At 73.0% G+C, this 16,751-nt stretch carries 11 protein-coding genes; 7 read left to right on the top strand and 4 right to left on the bottom strand.

Going from position 1 to position 16,751, the window contains the following annotated elements; all coding sequences use genetic code 11:
* Positions 1–10 precede the first annotated feature (10 nt).
* Positions 11–808 (top strand): helix-turn-helix domain-containing protein, encoded by a 798-nt coding sequence (locus Q0994_RS20635; protein WP_299537127.1) that lies wholly within the window; start codon positions 11–13, stop codon positions 806–808.
* 34 nt (positions 809–842) lie between these two features.
* Here the strand turns inward: Q0994_RS20635 and Q0994_RS20630 are convergent, their stop codons facing one another.
* Together Q0994_RS20630 and Q0994_RS20625 are read right to left on the bottom strand one after the other, a co-directional pair.
* Positions 843–2,114 carry an alpha-L-fucosidase gene (locus Q0994_RS20630; RefSeq protein WP_299537125.1) on the bottom strand — a complete coding sequence of 424 codons (1,272 nt, stop codon included), beginning with the start codon at positions 2,112–2,114 and terminating at the stop codon, positions 843–845.
* A 149-nt stretch (positions 2,115–2,263) separates the two neighbouring features.
* Positions 2,264–4,675 (bottom strand): polysaccharide lyase 8 family protein, encoded by a 2,412-nt coding sequence (locus Q0994_RS20625; protein WP_299537123.1) that lies wholly within the window; start codon positions 4,673–4,675, stop codon positions 2,264–2,266.
* Between the two features lie 255 nt (positions 4,676–4,930).
* Between Q0994_RS20625 and Q0994_RS20620 the strand changes: the two genes are divergently transcribed.
* On the top strand, positions 4,931–6,013 hold the full coding sequence (locus Q0994_RS20620; protein WP_299537120.1) for an FAD-dependent oxidoreductase: 1,083 nt from the start codon (positions 4,931–4,933) through the stop codon (positions 6,011–6,013).
* Between the two features lie 198 nt (positions 6,014–6,211).
* Positions 6,212–6,349 carry a hypothetical protein gene (locus Q0994_RS20615; protein WP_299537117.1) on the top strand — a complete coding sequence of 46 codons (138 nt, stop codon included), beginning with the start codon at positions 6,212–6,214 and terminating at the stop codon, positions 6,347–6,349.
* 125 nt (positions 6,350–6,474) lie between these two features.
* Here the strand turns inward: Q0994_RS20615 and Q0994_RS20610 are convergent, their stop codons facing one another.
* Positions 6,475–8,280 (bottom strand): ABC transporter ATP-binding protein, encoded by a 1,806-nt coding sequence (locus tag Q0994_RS20610; RefSeq protein ID WP_299537114.1) that lies wholly within the window; start codon positions 8,278–8,280, stop codon positions 6,475–6,477.
* A gap of 329 nt (positions 8,281–8,609) precedes the next feature.
* Here Q0994_RS20610 and Q0994_RS20605 point away from each other — a divergent pair, with 329 nt between their 5' ends.
* From Q0994_RS20605 to Q0994_RS20590, 4 genes are all read left to right on the top strand, one after another.
* Complete coding sequence (locus tag Q0994_RS20605) at positions 8,610–9,074, top strand: MarR family transcriptional regulator (RefSeq protein ID WP_363325559.1); 465 nt, start codon at positions 8,610–8,612, stop codon at positions 9,072–9,074.
* 60 nt (positions 9,075–9,134) lie between these two features.
* Positions 9,135–12,110, top strand: coding sequence for an FAD-binding and (Fe-S)-binding domain-containing protein (locus Q0994_RS20600; RefSeq protein WP_299537108.1), 2,976 nt, complete (start codon positions 9,135–9,137; stop codon positions 12,108–12,110).
* A 200-nt stretch (positions 12,111–12,310) separates the two neighbouring features.
* The gene (locus Q0994_RS20595; RefSeq protein WP_299537106.1) at positions 12,311–14,266 is read left to right on the top strand and encodes an ABC transporter ATP-binding protein; all 1,956 of its coding nucleotides are present in this window, start codon (positions 12,311–12,313) and stop codon (positions 14,264–14,266) included.
* Entirely contained in the window at positions 14,263–16,044 is a 1,782-nt protein-coding gene (locus Q0994_RS20590) for an ABC transporter ATP-binding protein (protein WP_299537103.1), read from the top strand. The genes Q0994_RS20595 and Q0994_RS20590 overlap by 4 nt, the downstream gene beginning before the upstream one ends.
* A 98-nt stretch (positions 16,045–16,142) precedes the next feature.
* Here the strand turns inward: Q0994_RS20590 and Q0994_RS20585 are convergent, their stop codons facing one another.
* Positions 16,143–16,571, bottom strand: coding sequence for a calmodulin-binding protein (locus Q0994_RS20585; protein ID WP_299537101.1), 429 nt, complete (start codon positions 16,569–16,571; stop codon positions 16,143–16,145).
* Positions 16,572–16,751: the final 180 nt, after the last annotated feature.

Here is a 16,751-nt window from a genome sequence, read left to right as displayed (position 1 = left end):
CATTCTCCCCGTGGTCAACGAGTCGCCGCCCGGCGCCCAGGTCCGTCTGCCGCTGGAACGTCCTCCGCGCGTGGCGGGGTCGGGGACCGCGGTACACGGCACCGACACCCGGAGCGAGGTGTTCCGGCTGCCGGACCTCTGGCAGCTCCACCTCTACCGGTACAGCGCCGAACTCGTGGTGGACGGCGTGCCGCACATGATCCGGCCGGGGCACGTGAGTCTGGTCCAGCCGGGAAGCGTCGTGGAGTTCCGGTACACCGGGCGCTCCGAACACCTCTTCGTCCACTTCGCGGCCGGGGCCCAGGACGGGCCGGGGCTGCCGCTGCCGGTCGCCCAGCCGGCGGGCCCCGAGGCAGGGGCTCTCACGGACACGCTGCGGCGGGCCGTCGCGGCGGCGCCGCACAGCCCCGCGCGCGCCTCCGTAGAGGTGTGGTCGGCGCTCTGGCGGGTCTGCGACATCGCCGCGCGGGCCGGTTCGGCCACCGGCGCGCACACCCCGGTCGGCCGGGCGCTGGCCCACATCGAGTCCCGGCTGCCCCGCCCGTTGACGGTCCCCGAGGTGGCCGCGGCGGCCGGGGTCTCGCACAACCATCTGATCCGGCTGTTCCGGGCGGAGACCGGGGACACCGTGGTGGCGCACATCCGGCGGCGGCGGATGGAGCGGGCCCGGCATCTGCTGCGCGAGTCGACGCTCTCCATCCCCGCGGTGGCGGCCTCCGTAGGCGTCCCCGACCTCCAGGCGTTCAACAAGCTGTGCCGGCGCGAACTCGGGGCGTCCCCCCGCGCCGTCCGCGCCGGCCAGGTCTGACGGCCAGGCGCGTACGGGACCGCCCCGGCGCGGCTCAGGAGCGGCCGGCGCCCTGGTACAGCTCCAGCGGCCCTTCGAGCTCGACGGCGAGGACCGTGGCGTGCGGGTCGACGTCCTCGGCCGGCGGGGCGTCGATCCACCGGACCCCCGGCACGTTGCCGAGGCCGCCGGTGTTGCGGTGGGCCAGCTCGGTGCCGGTACCGACGACCCGGACCCGCCGGATGCCGGTGAGCAGGCCGCGGATGCTGACGGTCTCGCGCGGCGGGTCGAAGCAGACCAGGTAGAGGGTGCGCGCGTCGGCGGAGAGGGTGCTCGGGCCGTAGTGGTGGCCGGCGGGCAGGCCCGCCACCGTGCCGTACACGGCCTCCTCGTGCCGGGCGATCCAGGCGCCGAGCCCTTCCAGTCGGCTGACCTGGGGGGCGGGGATGGTGCCGTCCTCGCGTGGGCCGACCGCCAGCAGCAGGTTCCCGCCCATGGCGATGGTCTCGGTGAAGTACCGCACCAGCATCCCGACGGACTTCTGATTGTGGTCCTGACCCCGGTACCCCCACGAGTCGTTGACGGTGAGGCAGAGTTCCCACGGTCCGTCCGGCCGGGTGAGCGGCACGCCCTGCTCGGGGGTCGCGTAGTCGCCGTGCCGGAGCATCCGGGCGTTGAGCACGGTCTCGGGGTTCCCGGCGAGGATCAGGGCGGCGAGGTCGTCCAGCCCCCACTGCTCCTCGGACCGCTCCCATTCGCCGTCGAACCAGAGCAGGTCGGGACGGTAGCGGGAGACGAGTTCGCCAACCTGGCCGTCCCGGTGGGCGAGATAGCGGCGCCACGCCGCGGGGTCCTCCTCGCCCGGCGCGGCTGAGGCGTAGCGGTTGGTCCGCACCTCGTCGTTGGGCGGCTCGGGGTGGACGGCGCTGGCGTAGTCCGGGTGGTTCCAGTCGGAGTGCGAGTAGTAGAGGCCGACCTTGAGGCCCTTCTCCCGCAGGGCGTCGGCGTATCCGGCGACGAGGTCGCGGCCGGCCGGGGTGCGGCGCACCACGTCGAGGTCGCCGTGGGCGGTGTCCCAGAGCGCCACCCCGTCGTGGTGCCGGGCGGTCAGCACCGCGTAGCGCGCTCCGGCGCGGGCGAACAGGTCGGCCCAGGCGACCGGGTCGTAGGCGGAGGCGGTGAAGCCGTCGAGCTGCTTCATGTACGTGGAGTGCGGGACGTCACCGGTGTAGAAGGACCACGACTCGGCCACACCGTCGACGGCGTAGATCCCGTAGTGGAGGAAGACGCCCAGTTTGGCGTCGCTGAACCAGGGTTGCATCGGCATGCGCCGACGCTATGCCGGGGCGGCGCGCGGGCGCGTGGCCCCGGATCACCAGAAGTGGTCCGTTCTCACCGTGCGACGCCCTCTTCTGCGCCGGTTCCGAAGGGGGAGCGGCACCGTCGGCAGAACCGCTCCCCGGGAATCTCCGGCGGTCAGTGCAGCCTGACCCTGACGGTCAGGCCGGCGCCGGCCAGCTTCGTGAAGTCGCCGAAGGCGAGCCTCAGCCTCCTGCCCCGGTCGTCGGTCGTCGCGGTGACGCCGTCCGGCGCGGAGACGATCTCCTTCACGCGGCGCGCCCAGAGAAGCTGGAGCGAGGTGTTGAGCCGGGTGGGGTCCGCGACCACGAGGGTCGCGGTGCCGTCGCGGTGCTCGCGGACCAGCACGGAGGCGGGGGCGTCGACGGTGATGCCGTCCACGGTTCCGGGCTGCCAGAAGTTGACGGCGGCGAAGCCGAGCGACGCCACCCGTACGCCGTGCTGGGCCGGGGTGGCGGCGGTGACGGTCAGCCAGTTCCGGTGCTGGGCGCGGCGCGCGGTGGCCTTGGCGCTGGCTCCCGGCATCAGGACGTAGGCGTAGCCGGCGTCCACCGGGTCAGTGCCGTGGTCGTTCCAGAGCGTCAGGTAGCGGCGGGTATTCGGGGTGGTGGGGCCGTTGACGTTGATGTCGCGCCAGGCGCCGGTGCGCTCCTCGCGCAGCGCGTCCAGTGTGGTCCCGCCCGGGAAGACGTAGCCGGCGTGGCCCTCGATGTGCGCCCACTCGGCGCGCGGGAACGTCTGCGCCCATCCCTGGGCGGAGGGCTGGGTCCGGCCGTCCACGACGAACCGGGGGGCGCCCGCGGTGCCCAGCGCCCGGTTGTCGACGGTGGTCTCGACCAGGTGGCCGTCGGTGGCGGTGATGCCGGAGCCGAGGCAGACGATCGCGTCGTCCAGGCAGAACCAGGACTTGCGGGCGGTCATCGTGCCGGCGATGGCCTTGAGGTGGTGACCGACCGCGCCGAACTCGCCGTCGGTGGCGCCGCCGACCCAGACGGTGTCGCTGGGCGGCTGGCCCCACTCCCCGCCCTGCCCGTCGGCCAGCGGCTTCTTCGAGGCGGTGATGCCGGGCAGCCGGTAGGGATCGACGGTGGGCCAGTAGGCGTCGGAGTACTGCTCCAGGTTGACCTCGGCGCCCCACCACGACAACCAGCCGGAACCGGTGTGGTAGCCGCGGGCGTTCTCGCCGTTGCCGTACTCGTAGTGCGCGATCCGCCGGGACGACATCGAGATCGAGGCCGCCCAGCCGGGGCGCCGGTGGGTGACACGGCTCATGTCGGCGAAGTTCCGGTGCTCGACGGGCTCCGGGCTCGCCACCACGGAAGCGTCCCGCAGGACGTCCTGGAGCAGGGACATCCTGGTGAGGCTCAGGGCGTTGTTTGCCGTCGCGGGCCGGTAGTAGTCGCGCTCCAGCCAGCCCTTGACCATCGCGCGCCAACGGGCGTTCTCGGCGGGACTCGCCCCCTGCCCGACGAGCAGGACGGTGGCGATCAGCGAGTGGGCCCTGGTGTGGTCGTTGCCGCCGACGCGGCTGATGGAACGCCCGCCGACGTTGTCCATGATGAGGCCGTTGTAGATGAACGGGGCGACGGCCTTCTCGACGGTGTCCAGGAACGGCTGGGTGTCCGCCGCGTCGATCTCCCACGTGGAGCCGCGCAGCAGTGCCAGCAGACGGCCGACGCCGTCGTGCAGCACGGCGCCGTACGCCCCGATGTAGGGGACGTTGGTGTGCTGGATGAACGAGCCGTCGGCGTAGAAGCCGTCGCCGGACGTCACGTACGGGAAGACGGCCGGGAGCGCCCCGGCGGCGAGCGCGATCTTCTCGGCGCTCCGGCCGACGATGCCGCGCAGGATGACGCCCCGGCACAGGTCGACCCGGTTGGCTCCGGTGGACACGCCCGTGTACGAGGCGAAGAGGGAGTCCGGCACGAAGTGGTCGACGGCGGCGCAGTAGTCCGCGATCTGCTCCTCGCTCAGGGCGTCGTACAGCAGCACGGCCGTGTCCATCAGGGCCTGCGGGGCGCCGATCTGCCAGTTCCACCAGTTTCCGTAGCGGGTGACCCGCTCGTTGTAGACGGTGGCGTACATGTGGTCGAGGCCGGTCACGACCGCCTGGAGGAGACCGGCGTCGCCGGTGAGACCGGTGCCCGGCTGCGCGTAGGCCTGTGCCATCGTCTGCAACCGGGTGTACGAACCGTTCATCCGCTCCGAGAACGCGTACGACTCGGCGTCCAGGTCGGGGTCGGGGTCGCTCCACACCAGGTCCGCCCAGAGCGAGCCCTCGGCCGGCCGCATCGTGGAGAGATAGGTCCGGGCGTTGGCGCCGAGCGTCGTGAGGAGGGTCGCGTAGGGCTCCTCGGTGGCCACGAAGCCGGTGCCCAGGATCAGTTCGCGCCACTTCTGACGGAGCGCCGCGTACGGGTCCTCGTCGGCGGCCGCCGTGCCGGGCCAGGTCCCCACGGACGCTCCGAGTGCGAGGGAGGCGGCTCCCGCGGTCCGGAGGAAGGTACGGCGTGGCCACGGTGCTGACATGGGGACTCCTGCGGGTTCGACCGGCTAGAGGGGGCTCGCGGTTTCTAACACGCATCGGCAGCACGAAGCAACGGTTTCGTACATTCTCCTTTCGAATGTTCGTCATTCGAAAGCAATCGAAAAACCGAAACTGCGGGCTTCCGGCCTCCACGCGAGGCGCGAACCGGACGCCGGTGGTACGCCGGGTCGGGCGCGTCTCCGGCCCGTGCCCTCGCGTCCGGGAAGACGGGACGGCCGTCGCTGGTTGGTAGAAGCGTGAACGATTCTCAGGTACGCGCCGTGGACGTCGTGGTGATCGGGGCCGGTCAGGCGGGCCTGTCCGCCGCTTACCATCTGTCGCGATCCGGCCTGGCGCCCGACCGCGACTACGTGGTGCTGGACCACGCGCCCCGCCCCGGCGGCGCCTGGCAGTTCCGGTGGCCTTCGCTGACGTACGGCAAGGTGCACGGCATGCACGCGCTGCCCGGCATGGAACTCACCGGCGCCGACCCCGCCCGCCCCTCGGCGCAGGTGGTCGGCGACTACTTCGCGGCGTACGAGGAGCGGTTCGGCTTCCGGGTGCACCGGCCGGTGGAGGTGCGGGCGGTCCGCGAGGGAACGGAGGGCAGGCTGCTGGTGGAGACCTCGGAGGGGGCGTACGCGGCCCGCGCCCTGATCAACGCCACCGGCACCTGGGACCGGCCGTTCCTGCCGCACTATCCCGGTCAGGAGACCTTCCGCGGCAAGCAACTGCACACGGCCGGCTACCGGGGCCCGGCGGACTTCGCCGGACGTCGGGTGGTGGTCGTGGGCGGCGGGGCGTCCGGCACCCAGCACCTGATGGAGATCGCCGACGTGGCCGCGGCGACATTCTGGGTGACGCGACGGGAGCCCGTGTTCCGCGAGGGCCCGTTCGGCGAGGAGCAGGGCAGGGCCGCCGTCGCGCTGGTGGACGACCGGGTCCGGCAGGGGCTGCCGCCCGCGAGCGTGGTGAGCGTGACCGGGCTGCCGCTGACCGACGCCGTGCGCGAGGCACGGGCCCGGGGCACCCTCGACCGGCTGCCGATGTTCGACAGGATCACCCCGGACGGGGTGGCCTGGGACGACGGGCGGACGGTCGCCGCCGACACGATTGTGTGGGCCACCGGTTTCCGGGCGGCCGTCGACCACTTGGCCCCGCTGCGGCTGCGCGAACCCGGCGGCGGCATCCGGGTCGAGGACACCCGGGCGGTCCGTGACCAACGCGTCCACCTGGTCGGTTACGGGCCGTCCGCCAGCACCGTCGGCGCCAACCGGGCAGGCCGCACGGCGGTCCGCTCGGTCACCCGCCTTCTCGCCCGCACCCCCGCGCCGGTCTGAGCCGTTGCCGTCCGCTCGCGCCGCCGTAGTGGCTTCGCCGCCGCCGCGCCGTGAAACGGGTGTGGCCCGGGGCGAGGGGCGGCGCGCATCGCACGGAGTCCACGACACGACCGAACAGGCGAACAGGCGAGCGGGTGTTCGTCAGAACGCGTGATCGTTCCGCTTTTCGTTGCCCGGTGCCCCTGTGACGCCGGATGATTGCAGAGCGCAGGCAACGGGCTGCAGACCGTGCACGCGCAGTCCCGTAACGCACCATGCACCAAGGAGAAGCACTCGATGAACTTCCTCACCGACCTGCTGGCCGGCATCGTCCACTTCGTGGGTTGGCTCGTCTGATCGAGGTCACACCTGCGCCGTCGCTCCCCGTCCCACGGGAGCGGCGGCGCTGCCATGTGTACGGAGCGGGTGTCGCGCCGGCCCGACAGCGCGGGCCGCAGAAGCGTCGGCCCGGAAGCGCTGCCTCAGAGGGCCGCCGGGGCCGGCCGGGTGTCGCGGCGGACGAGTGCGGCATAGCGGCCGTCCAGGGCGAGCAACTCCTCGTGGGTGCCGCGTTCGACGGTACGCCCCGCGTCCAGGACGACAATCTGGTCGGCGTCGCGGACCGTGGAAAGGCGGTGGGCGATGGTGATCGTGGTGCGCCCCGCGGACAGCGCGTCGATCGCCTCCTGCACGGCGTGCTCGGTACGCGTGTCCAGGGCACTGGTCGCCTCGTCGAGGATGAGCACCGGGGGGTCGCGCAGAATGGTGCGCGCGATGGCGAGCCGCTGCTTCTCACCCCCGGAGAAGCGGTAACCCCGTTCGCCGACGAGGGTGTCGTACCCGTCGGGCAGAGAGGCGATGTGGTCGTGGATCTGCGCCGCCCGCGCCGCGGCTTCGATCTCGGCGTCGGTGGCGTCGGGTTTGGCGAAGCGGAGGTTCTCGGCGACCGAGGCGTGGAAGAGGTAGGTCTCCTGGGAGACCACCCCGACGGCCCTGGCCAGCGTGTCGAAGTCGAGGTCGCGCACGTCCACGCCGTCGAGGGTGACCCGCCCGCCGGTGACGTCGTACAGCCGGGGGACCAGATAGCTCAGCGTGGACTTGCCCGAGCCGGTGGGGCCGACGACGGCCAGCGCCGCGCCCGCGGGCACCTTGACGTCGATGTCCGCGAGGGTCGGACCGTTCTTCTCGTCGTAGCTGAAGTCGACGTGCTCGAAGGCGACCTCGCCGCGGATCTTCTCCAGCCGCACCGGCTTCTCGCGCTCGGTGATGTCGGGTTCGAGGTCGAGGTATTCGAAGATGCGCTGGAAGAGCGCCAGCGAGGTCTGCATCTGCACGCCGGTCGAGAGCAGGCTCACCGCGGGGCGGAAGAGCCCCTGCTGGAGCGAGACGAAGGCGACGATCGTGCCGAGCGAGACGGCGGTCGAGCCGGAGCGCAGGGTGAGCCCGGCCGCCCAGTAGATGACGGCGGGCATGGCGGCCATGACGATGCCGATGGTCGACATCCGCCACCGCCCCGCCATGTTGGAGCGCACCTCCAGGTCGACGAGTTGTTCGGACTCGTCGGAGAAAGCCTTGGTCAGGGAGTCGGAGCGGCCCATGGTGCGCCCGAGCAGGATGCCGCTGACGGAGAGCGACTCGGTGACGGTCGCGGCCATGGCCGCCATCTGGCGCTGGCGGTGCGTGGTGATCTTCTTGCGCTCGCGGCCGACCCGGCGGCTGATCCAGACGAAGACGGGGAGCAGCAGCAGGGAGACGACGGTCAGGCGCCAGTCGAGCGCGAGCATCGCGACGACCGTGGCGACGACGGCCGTGAGGTTGGAGACCAGGGAGGTGGCGGTCGAGGTGACGGTCGCCTGCATGCCGCCGATGTCGTTGGCGATGCGCGACTGGACCTCGCCGGTGCGGGTCCTGGTGAAGAAGGCCAGCGGCATCCGCTGGAGGCGGGTGTAGACGGCGGTGCGCAGGTCGTGCATCACCCGCTGGCCGACCGTGGTCGAGATCAGGGTCTGCAGGACGCCGAAGACGCTGGTGACCACGGCGGTGAGGATCATGCCGAGGGCGAGCAGCGTGAGCAGGCCCGTGCGGCCCTGCGGGATCGCGGTGTCCAGGATCTCGCGGAGCAGGAAGGGGGAGGCGACCGAGACGAGGGACGAGGCCGCGACCAGCAGCCCCACCAGTCCGAGACGGGCGCGGTAGGGCCGGAAGAGGCCGAGGATGCGGCGCAGCTCGGGCGGAGGCTGGGCCCCGTCCCGGGGTGGGGGTGTCCAGGTGGGTTCGTCGGGTTTCATGGGCTCCTTCGTGAAGCGTGCGGGCGCGTCGGCCGGAAGCGGTGGGGCGCCGAGCTGTGCGGTCGTGCGGTCGTGCGGTCGTGCGGTCGTGCGGTCGTGCGACGGAGCGTGCGTGGGGCGCGGGCTCGAACCGCGTGCTCCCGCGTGAGCGGGCTCGGACGAGCCTAGTCCATTGTTACCTATACTCACAATGAACAAGGTCCTGCTATTGTTCCCGCATGGGTACCCCAGATTTCCCGGCGCCCGCTCCCGGCGGTGCCGACTCCCCCGATCCCGCCGCGGACGCGCCCCACGGCCGGACGCCCCACGGCCACGCGGTCGCCCCGGAGGTGGAGGACGACTCCCCCGGCTTCCGCTCCGCCGACGCCGACGGCGTCCTCGCCGAGCAGTTGCTGCGGCTCACCCGGCGGCTGCACCGCATACAGCGGCGCCAGCTCGAACCGATCGGGGTCACCCCCGCCCAGTTCCGGCTGCTGCGCACCGTCGCCCAGTACGAGGCGCCGCCCCGGATGGCGGACCTCGCCCAGCGGCTGGACGTCGTGCCCCGCGCGGTCACCACCCTGGTGGACGGGCTGGAGGCCGGCGGCCGGGTGCGCCGGGTGCCCGATCCGGCCAGCCGCCGGGTGGTTCGGATCGAGCTGACCGACGAGGGACGCACCACCCTGCGGTCGCTCCGCGACGCGCGGCGCGGGGCGGCGGAGGAGATCCTTGCACCACTGGACGCCGAGCAGCGCGAGGTGCTCGGCGGGTTGCTGTCCGCCCTGGTCGACGGAATGCCGGAGCGGCGCTGCTGAGCCACCGCAGACCGAGCGGGCGCGCACACCGACGACCCGCCGTCCCGAGGGGATGCCGCCATGCCGTTGCTGGAACCGAACCCGGACTCCCTGCGCCCGGACACGCCCCGTCCGCCGTCACCCGACCGGGTGCCCGACCGCGAGGCGTCCGGCACCCCGGAGCCGCTTCGGTCCGAACTGACCGCCCTGCTCGGTCCGGAGAAGGTGCTCTGGAAGGTCTCCGACCTGGTGCGGTACGCCTCCGACGCCAGCCCCTACCGATTCCTCCCGCAGGTGGTGGTGGTCCCCGAGGATCTCGACGACGTCTCGGCGGTCCTGTCGTACGCCCACGGCAAGGGTCGCCACGTCGTGTTCCGGGCCGCCGGAACCAGCCTCAACGGCCAGGCGCAGGGCGAGGACATCCTGGTGGACGTGCGGCGCCACTGGGCGGGCGTCGAGGTGCTGGACGGCGGCGTCCGGGCCCGCGTCCGGCCGGGCACCACGATCATGCGGGCCAATGCCACGCTGGCCCGGCACGGACGGCTGCTCGGCCCGGACCCGGCCAGCGCCATCGCCTGCACCGTCGGCGGCGTGGTCGCCAACAACGCCTCCGGGATGACGGCGGGCACCACACGCAACTCCTACCGGACGGTGTCCTCGCTGACCTTCGTCCTGCCGGGCGGCACCGTGGTGGACACCGCCGACCCGGACGCCGACGAGGCCCTCGCGCACGCCGAGCCCCGGCTCTGCGAAGGACTGCTGGCGATGAAGGCGGAGATCGAGGCGGACCCGGAGCTGACCGCGCGCATCCGCGCCAAGTACGAGATCAAGAACACCAACGGCTACCGCCTGGACGCCTTCCTCGACGGTGCGACGCCCGTGGAGATCCTGCGCGGGCTGATGGTGGGCTCCCAGGGGACGTTCGGCTTCATCTCCGAGGTCGTCTTCGACACCCTGCCGCTGGACCGCCGGATCTCCACCGGGCTGCTGTTCTTCCCCTCGCTCACCGCTGCCGCTGCCGCCGTCCCCCGGTTCAACGACGCCGGTGCGCTCGCGGTGGAGCTGATGGACGGCAACACCCTGCGCGCCTCCGTCAGCGTCGAGGGCGTGCCGGCCGACTGGGCGACACTCCCGCGCGACACGGCGGCGCTGCTGGTGGAGTTCCGCGCCCCGGACGAGGCGGGACAGGAACGCCGTGAACGCGCGGCCGCCGACGTGGTGCGGGATCTGGAGCTGGTCGCCCCGGCCCGCTCGGTGACCAACGAGTTCACCCGCGAGACCCGCGTCATCAACGGCTACTGGAAGGCGCGCAAGGCGTTCGTCACCGCGGTGGGGGGTTCGCGCCCCTCCGGCACCACCCTGATCACCGAGGACTTCGCGGTGCCGCCCTCCCGGTTGGCCGACGCCTGCGAAGCCCTGCTCGCGCTCCAGGCGGAGCACGGCTTCGACGCCGCCGTCGCCGGCCACGCGGCCCACGGGAACCTGCACTTCCTGCTCGCCTTCGACGCCGCCGAGCCGTCGGACGTCGAGCGGTACGCCGCGTTCATGGACGCCTTCTGCACGCTGGTGGTCGACCGCTTCGACGGCTCGCTGAAGGCGGAGCACGCGACGGGCCGCAACATCGCCCCGTTCCTGGAGCTGGAATGGGGTCCCCGGGCCACCGAGCTGATGTGGCGGACCAAGCAGCTCATCGACCCGGCCGGGGTGCTGGCCCCGCGCATCGTGCTCGACCGCGATCCGCGCGCGCATCTGCGCGGGCTCAAGACCATCCCCTCGGTGGAGCCCGTCGCGGACCCGTGCATCGAGTGCGGCTTCTGCGAGCCCACCTGCCCGAGCCACGACCTGACCACCTCGCCCCGCCAGCGCATCGTGCTGCGGCGCGAGATGCTGCGCCAGCCGCAGGGTTCGCCGGTCGAGGACGCACTCCTGGACTCCTACGGATACGACGCCGTGGACACCTGCGCCGGCGACTCCACCTGCAAACTGGCGTGTCCGGTCGGCATCGACACCGGCGCGATGATGAAAGACTTCCGCCACCGGCGCCACTCCCCCCGCGAGGAACGCGTCGCGGCGCTCACCGCGCGGCACTTCAAGGCCGTGGAGGCGGGGGCCCGGCTCGCCGTCGCCGCCTCCGGACTGCTGGGCGACCGGGCGGGCGACCGGCTGCTGCAGGCCGTCACCAAGGCCGCCCGCAAGGCGGTCCGGCCGGATCTCGTGCCCGAGTGGCTGCCGGAGATCCCGGGCGCGGCGCCCCGCCGGCTGCCGAGGACCGGGCGGACCGGCGCGCACGCGGTGTACTACCCGGCGTGCGTCAACCGCATCTTCGGCTCCCCCGACGGCTACCGGGGCCCCACGCTCCAGGAGTCCGTGGTCGCGCTCGGCGCACGGGCCGGGAAGCCGGTGTGGATCCCCGACGACGTGGCGGGGACGTGCTGCGCGACGATCTGGCACTCCAAGGGCTACGACGCCGGGAACCGGGTGATGGCCAACCGCATCGTCGAGGCCGCGTGGGGCTGGACGGCCGGCGGGGCGCTGCCGCTGGTGGTGGACGCGTCCTCGTGCACCCTCGGCATCGCCCACGAGGTGGTCCCCTACCTCACCCCGGACAACCTCGAACTCCACCGCGGGCTCACAGTGGTGGACTCGCTGGTCTGGGCGGCCGACGAACTGCTGCCGCACCTGCCGGCCGGGCGGAAGACCGCCTCCGCCGTCGTCCATCCCACGTGCTCGATGCAGCACCTCGGTGACGTCGAGCATCTGCGCACGCTGGCCGCCGCCTGCGCGGACGAGGTGACACTGCCCGACGACGCCGACTGCTGCGGCTTCGCGGGCGACCGCGGGATGCTCCACAAGGAGCTGACGGAGTCGGCGACCGCCAAGGAGGCGGCGGAGGTCAACACCCGTGCGTACGACGCCTATCTGTCGGCCAACCGGATGTGCGAGATCGGGATGGACCGGGCCACCGGCCACCGGTACCACTCGGTCCTGATGGAGCTGGAGCGTGTCACCCGCCCGGCGGGAGCCCCCGCAACCGCCGCCCGTCCGCCGGCCGGCTGACGCCCGCCGGACACCCCGCCCGAAGCCCCCGCGCCGCACCGCGCGGGGGTTTCTCCGTCCCGCGGGACGGACGCCGGCCGGGACCGGGCCGCGCGCTAAAACCGGTTGCCACCAGGGGCGGGCGCGGGCGAGCCTTACGGTTTGACCCGTTCCGTGCGCGAGATCCCACCCGGGGCCGCGCCGCCGAGCCTGGGAACACCATGCAGATTCGTGACCTTCCGTACGCAGATCCCGGCGAACCCGACGTCCGGTCGGGCCCGCGCTTTCTGCTCTGGCTGGGCCGCAACCAACTGGCCGGTCAGTTCAAGGCGGCCGGCTGGGGACTCCTCCACCAACTGGGCGTCGCCGGGCTGCCGCTGGTGGTGGGGCTGGCGGTGCAGGCGGTCGTGGACCGCTCGGGCGGCCGCCTCGCCCTGGCCGGGGGTCTGCTGGCCCTGCTCGGGGTGGTCATCGCGGTGGGCGACGCGATGCTGCACCGTACCGCCGTGACCAACTGGATCACCGCCGCCGCCCGGGTGCAGCAACTGCTCGCCCGCCGGACGGCGGAGCTGGGCGCGGCGCTGACCAAGCGCGTCGCGGCCGGTGAGGTCGTCGCGGTGTCCACCGGGGACGTGGAGAAGATCGGCTGGTTCGTCGAGGCGCTCTCCCGCTTCGCCGCCGCCGCCGTCGCCCTCGTGGTGATCTGCGTCGGCCTGGTGCTGTACCTCCCCCCGCTCGGCACCCTGGTGGCGGTGGCGGTGCCGCTGCTGGCCCTGGCGGTCCTGCCGCTGCTGCCCCGTGCCACCGGCCGGGCCGACGTCCAGCGCGAGAAGGCGGGCAAGGCGACCGAGTTGGCGTCGGACACCGTCGCGGGCCTTCGGGTGCTGCGCGGCATCGGCGGCGAGGAGCTGTTCCTCGACCGCTACCGCCGTGCCTCCCAGGAGGTCCGGCGGGCTGCCGTGCACAGCGCCAGGATGTGGTCGCTGATCTCCGCGATCCAGGTGATGCTGCCGGGCATCCTGCTGATCTCCCTGGTCTGGTACGGCGCCGGGCTGGTGCGGGACGGCCGGATCGAGGTCGGCCAGCTGGTCACCGTCTTCTCGGCGGCGACACTGCTGCTGTTCCCGTTGCGGCACTTCGAGGAGATCGCCATGGCGTACTCCTTCTCCCGCCCCTCCGCCGTGCGCGCGGTCCGGGTGCTGGGGCTGCGCCGGGGCGGCGTCCCGGAGGGTGTGCGGGACGCCGGGACGGTGGGTGCGGAGGGCGACCTCTACGACCCGGTCACCGGGCTGATGGCGGGCAGCGGTCTGTTCACCGCCGTGGTCTGCGGCGACCCGGACGAAGCGGGACGTCTGGCCGAGCGGCTCGGCGGCCATGCCGCGGCGGAGCCGGACGCCGAGGGACGCGACGCCGCGAAGGGTGACGGCGACGGAAAGGGCGACGGGGCGCCGGACGGAGAGGCCGCGTCCCCCCTCCCGTCGGTGCTGCTCGGCGGGGTGGCGCTGGACGACCTGCCGCTGGAGGCCGCCCGTGCGGCGGTCCTGGTCCAGGACAAGGACCCGGTGCTGCTCTCCGGCACCCTCGACGAGCTGCTGGACGTGCCCCGGTCCGGAAGGGTGACGGCCGAACAGGCGCTGACGGCCGCGCAGTGCGGCGACGTGCTGGACGCGCTGGCGCGGTCGTCCGCCGGGAACGACGGAGACCCGCTGCGGGCCCGGATCACCGAGCGGGGCCGTTCGCTGTCGGGCGGTCAGCGCCAGCGCCTGGCGCTGGCCCGTTCGCTGGTCACCGACCCGGAGGTGCTGGTCCTGGACGAGCCCACTTCGGCGGTGGACTCGCACACGGAGGCGCGGGTCGCCGCCGGGGTCAAGCACCTGCGCACCGGCCGCACCACGGTGGCCTTCGCCTCGTCCCCACTGCTGCTCGACCTCGCCGACCGGGTGGCCCTGGTGCACGGCGGGACGGTGGTGGCCGCGGGCACCCACCGCGAACTGCTACGCACCGAGCCCCGCTACCGGGCCGTCGTCGCCCGTGAGACGGAGGCCGAGACGGACGCGGGCCGGGCCACCGCCCGAGCCACCGGCAGCGGCACCGGCACCGGCACCGCAGAGCACCCCGCACGGATCGCCGCACCGGCGGCCGTCCGCACGATCGAGGAAGTCGAGGAACGCGCGTGATCGGCATCGCCCCACCGTCGTACGACCCGGCCGCGCCGGAGTCGGTGACGACGCTGCCCGTCGGCTCGACGCCGACGGTCCGGGCCTATGTGCGGGACCTGCTGCGGCGACACCGCAAGCCGTTCCTGCTGCTCGTCGCGGCCAACGCGATCGCCGTGACCGCGTCGATCGTCGGCCCCTATCTGCTCGGCGGCCTGGTCGAGGACCTGGCCGAGGGCGCCGCCGACCTGCACCTGGAGCGCACCGCGGCGATCTTCGCCGTCGCGCTGGTGATCCAGACGGTGTTCACCCGCACGATGCGGCTGCGCAGCGCCATGCTGGGCGAGGAGATGCTCGCCGACCTCCGCGAGGACTTCCTGGTCCGCTCGGTGGGGCTGCCGCCCGGGGTGCTGGAGCGGGCCGGGACGGGCGACCTGCTGTCCCGGATCACCACCGACATCGACCGGCTGGCCAACGCGATGCGCGAGGCCGTGCCGCAGCTCGCCATCGGCACGGTGTGGACCGGACTGTTGCTGAGCGCCCTCGCCGTCACCGCGCCGCCGCTGGCGCTGACCACGCTGGTGGCGCTGCCGGTGCTGATCCTCGGCTGCCGCTGGTACTTCCGGCGCGCCCCGTCGGCGTACCGCTCCGAGGCCGCGGGGTACGCGGCGGTGGCCGCGGTGCTGGCGGAGACCGTCGACGCGGGCCGCACGATCGAGGCGCACCGGCTGGGCGCCCGCCGCGTCACCCTGTCGGACCGGCGGGTCCAGGAATGGACGCGGTGGGAGCGGTACACGCTGTTCCTGCGCACGGTCCTGTTCCCGGTCGTCAACATCACGTACGTGACCATCCTCGGGGCCGTGCTGATGTTCGGCGGCTGGTTCGTGCTGGAAGGGTGGCTCACCGTCGGCCAGTTGACGACGGGCGCGCTGCTGGCGCAGATGATGGTGGACCCGATCAGCCTGATCCTGCGCTGGTACGACGAACTCCAGGTGGCCCAGGTGTCGCTGGCCCGGCTGGTCGGCGTGCGGGACATCGAGCCCGACGCGGGTGACTCCGGGGTGCGGCCGCAGGGGCGCGAGGTGCGGACCGCTGACGTCCGGTTCGGCTATGTCGAGGGCGCCGACGTGCTGCACGAGGTGTCGATGCGGGTCGCCCCCGGCACCCGGATGGCGCTGGTCGGTCCGTCGGGGGCGGGCAAGTCGACCCTGGGAAGGCTGCTGGCCGGGATCTACGCGCCGCGCACCGGTGAAGTGACACTGGGCGGTGCCGAGTTGTCGGACATGACCGCCGAGCGGGTGCGCGAGCACGTGGCCCTGGTCAACCAGGAGCACCACGTCTTCGTCGGGTCGCTCCGCGACAACCTGCTGCTGGCGCGCACGGGCGCCGGGGACGCGGAGTTGTGGGCGTCGCTCGCGGCCGTGGACGCGGACGACTGGGCGCGGGCGCTGGAGGGCGGACTGGACGCGGAGGTCGGCTCGGGCGGTCTGTCACTGACACCCGCGCAGGCGCAGCAGATCGCGCTGGCCCGGCTGGTGCTGGCCGATCCGCACACCCTGGTGCTGGACGAGGCGACCTCGCTCCTCGACCCGCGCGCGGCCCGTCACCTGGAGCGTTCGCTGGCCCGGGTGCTGGAGGGCCGCACGGTCATCGCCATCGCCCACCGCCTGCACACCGCGCACGACGCGGACGTGATCGCGGTGGTGGAGGAGGGCCGCATCAGCGAACTCGGCAGCCACGACGAGCTGGTGGCGGCGGACGGTGCGTACGCGGCGCTGTGGCGGTCCTGGCACGGGTGACCACGGGGCCCGCTCCGGCCGGTCGCCACGGATGTCCGTGGCGACCGGCCGGAGCGGCGCCGCAGTTCCCTCGGCAGTCCCGCAACGCGGGGGAAGCCCTACGGCGCGGGGATCTCTTCCGTCAGGCGCCCGGTCCAGGGGCACCAGTACAGGCCGGGAAGGAAAGCGCCGCCCGCCTCGTCGAGGTGGTCCTCGACGTAGGGCGTCGTGGCGTCGCAGACCTCGATCGCCGCCTCCGCGAACTGGATGCGCTCGGGGTCGAGATGGAAGCTCCAGCGGGGGTTGTAGTCCGCCTGGCGCTTGACGATCCTGCCGATGACGATCTTCTGCTCCCCGGTCGCGACGATGTCGCGGGCTTCCTGGATCGCCGACGGAGTGGTGATCTTGACGATGAACTCGGCGCGCGTGATGTCCCGCATCTTGAAGTACGCGGCCTCGTCGGCGGCTCCGGCCTGCCCGGCCTGGACCGTCACGGCGAGCAGTGAGGCGGCGGCGAGGGCGCCGAGTCGGGCGGTGATGCGTCGCATGGGTACTCCGTACGTGGGGGCGTGACCATCACACCCATTCGTCACGGAGTGTATGCGTTGATGACATGGAGTAACCTTTCGTCGGGTGGGACGCCGCCGGGAGTCACCGTTTCGGCTCATTCCGCGGTCCCGCTGGTCCCCTCCGGCGTCGCCCGGTCCGCCGGCCGTCCCCCGATCCCT

Source organism: uncultured Streptomyces sp. (assembly GCF_947488945.1).
In the GTDB taxonomy this organism is placed as follows: Bacteria; Actinomycetota; Actinomycetes; order Streptomycetales; family Streptomycetaceae; genus Streptomyces.
Note: the sequence above shows the minus strand (reverse complement) of the source record. Positions and strands in the feature narration are given on the sequence as shown.

Excerpts from the sequence above, each read along its gene's own strand:
- Q0994_RS20630 (WP_299537125.1), bottom strand. The coding sequence starts at position 2,114 with ATGCCGATGCAACCCTGGTTCAGCGACGCCAAACTGGGCGTCTTCCTC.
- Q0994_RS20625 (WP_299537123.1), bottom strand. The coding sequence starts at position 4,675 with ATGTCAGCACCGTGGCCACGCCGTACCTTCCTCCGGACCGCGGGAGCC.
- Q0994_RS20610 (WP_299537114.1), bottom strand. The coding sequence starts at position 8,280 with ATGAAACCCGACGAACCCACCTGGACACCCCCACCCCGGGACGGGGCC.
- Q0994_RS20600 (WP_299537108.1), top strand. The coding sequence starts at position 9,135 with ATGCCGTTGCTGGAACCGAACCCGGACTCCCTGCGCCCGGACACGCCC.
- Q0994_RS20595 (WP_299537106.1), top strand. The coding sequence starts at position 12,311 with ATGCAGATTCGTGACCTTCCGTACGCAGATCCCGGCGAACCCGACGTC.
- Q0994_RS20585 (WP_299537101.1), bottom strand. The coding sequence starts at position 16,571 with ATGCGACGCATCACCGCCCGACTCGGCGCCCTCGCCGCCGCCTCACTG.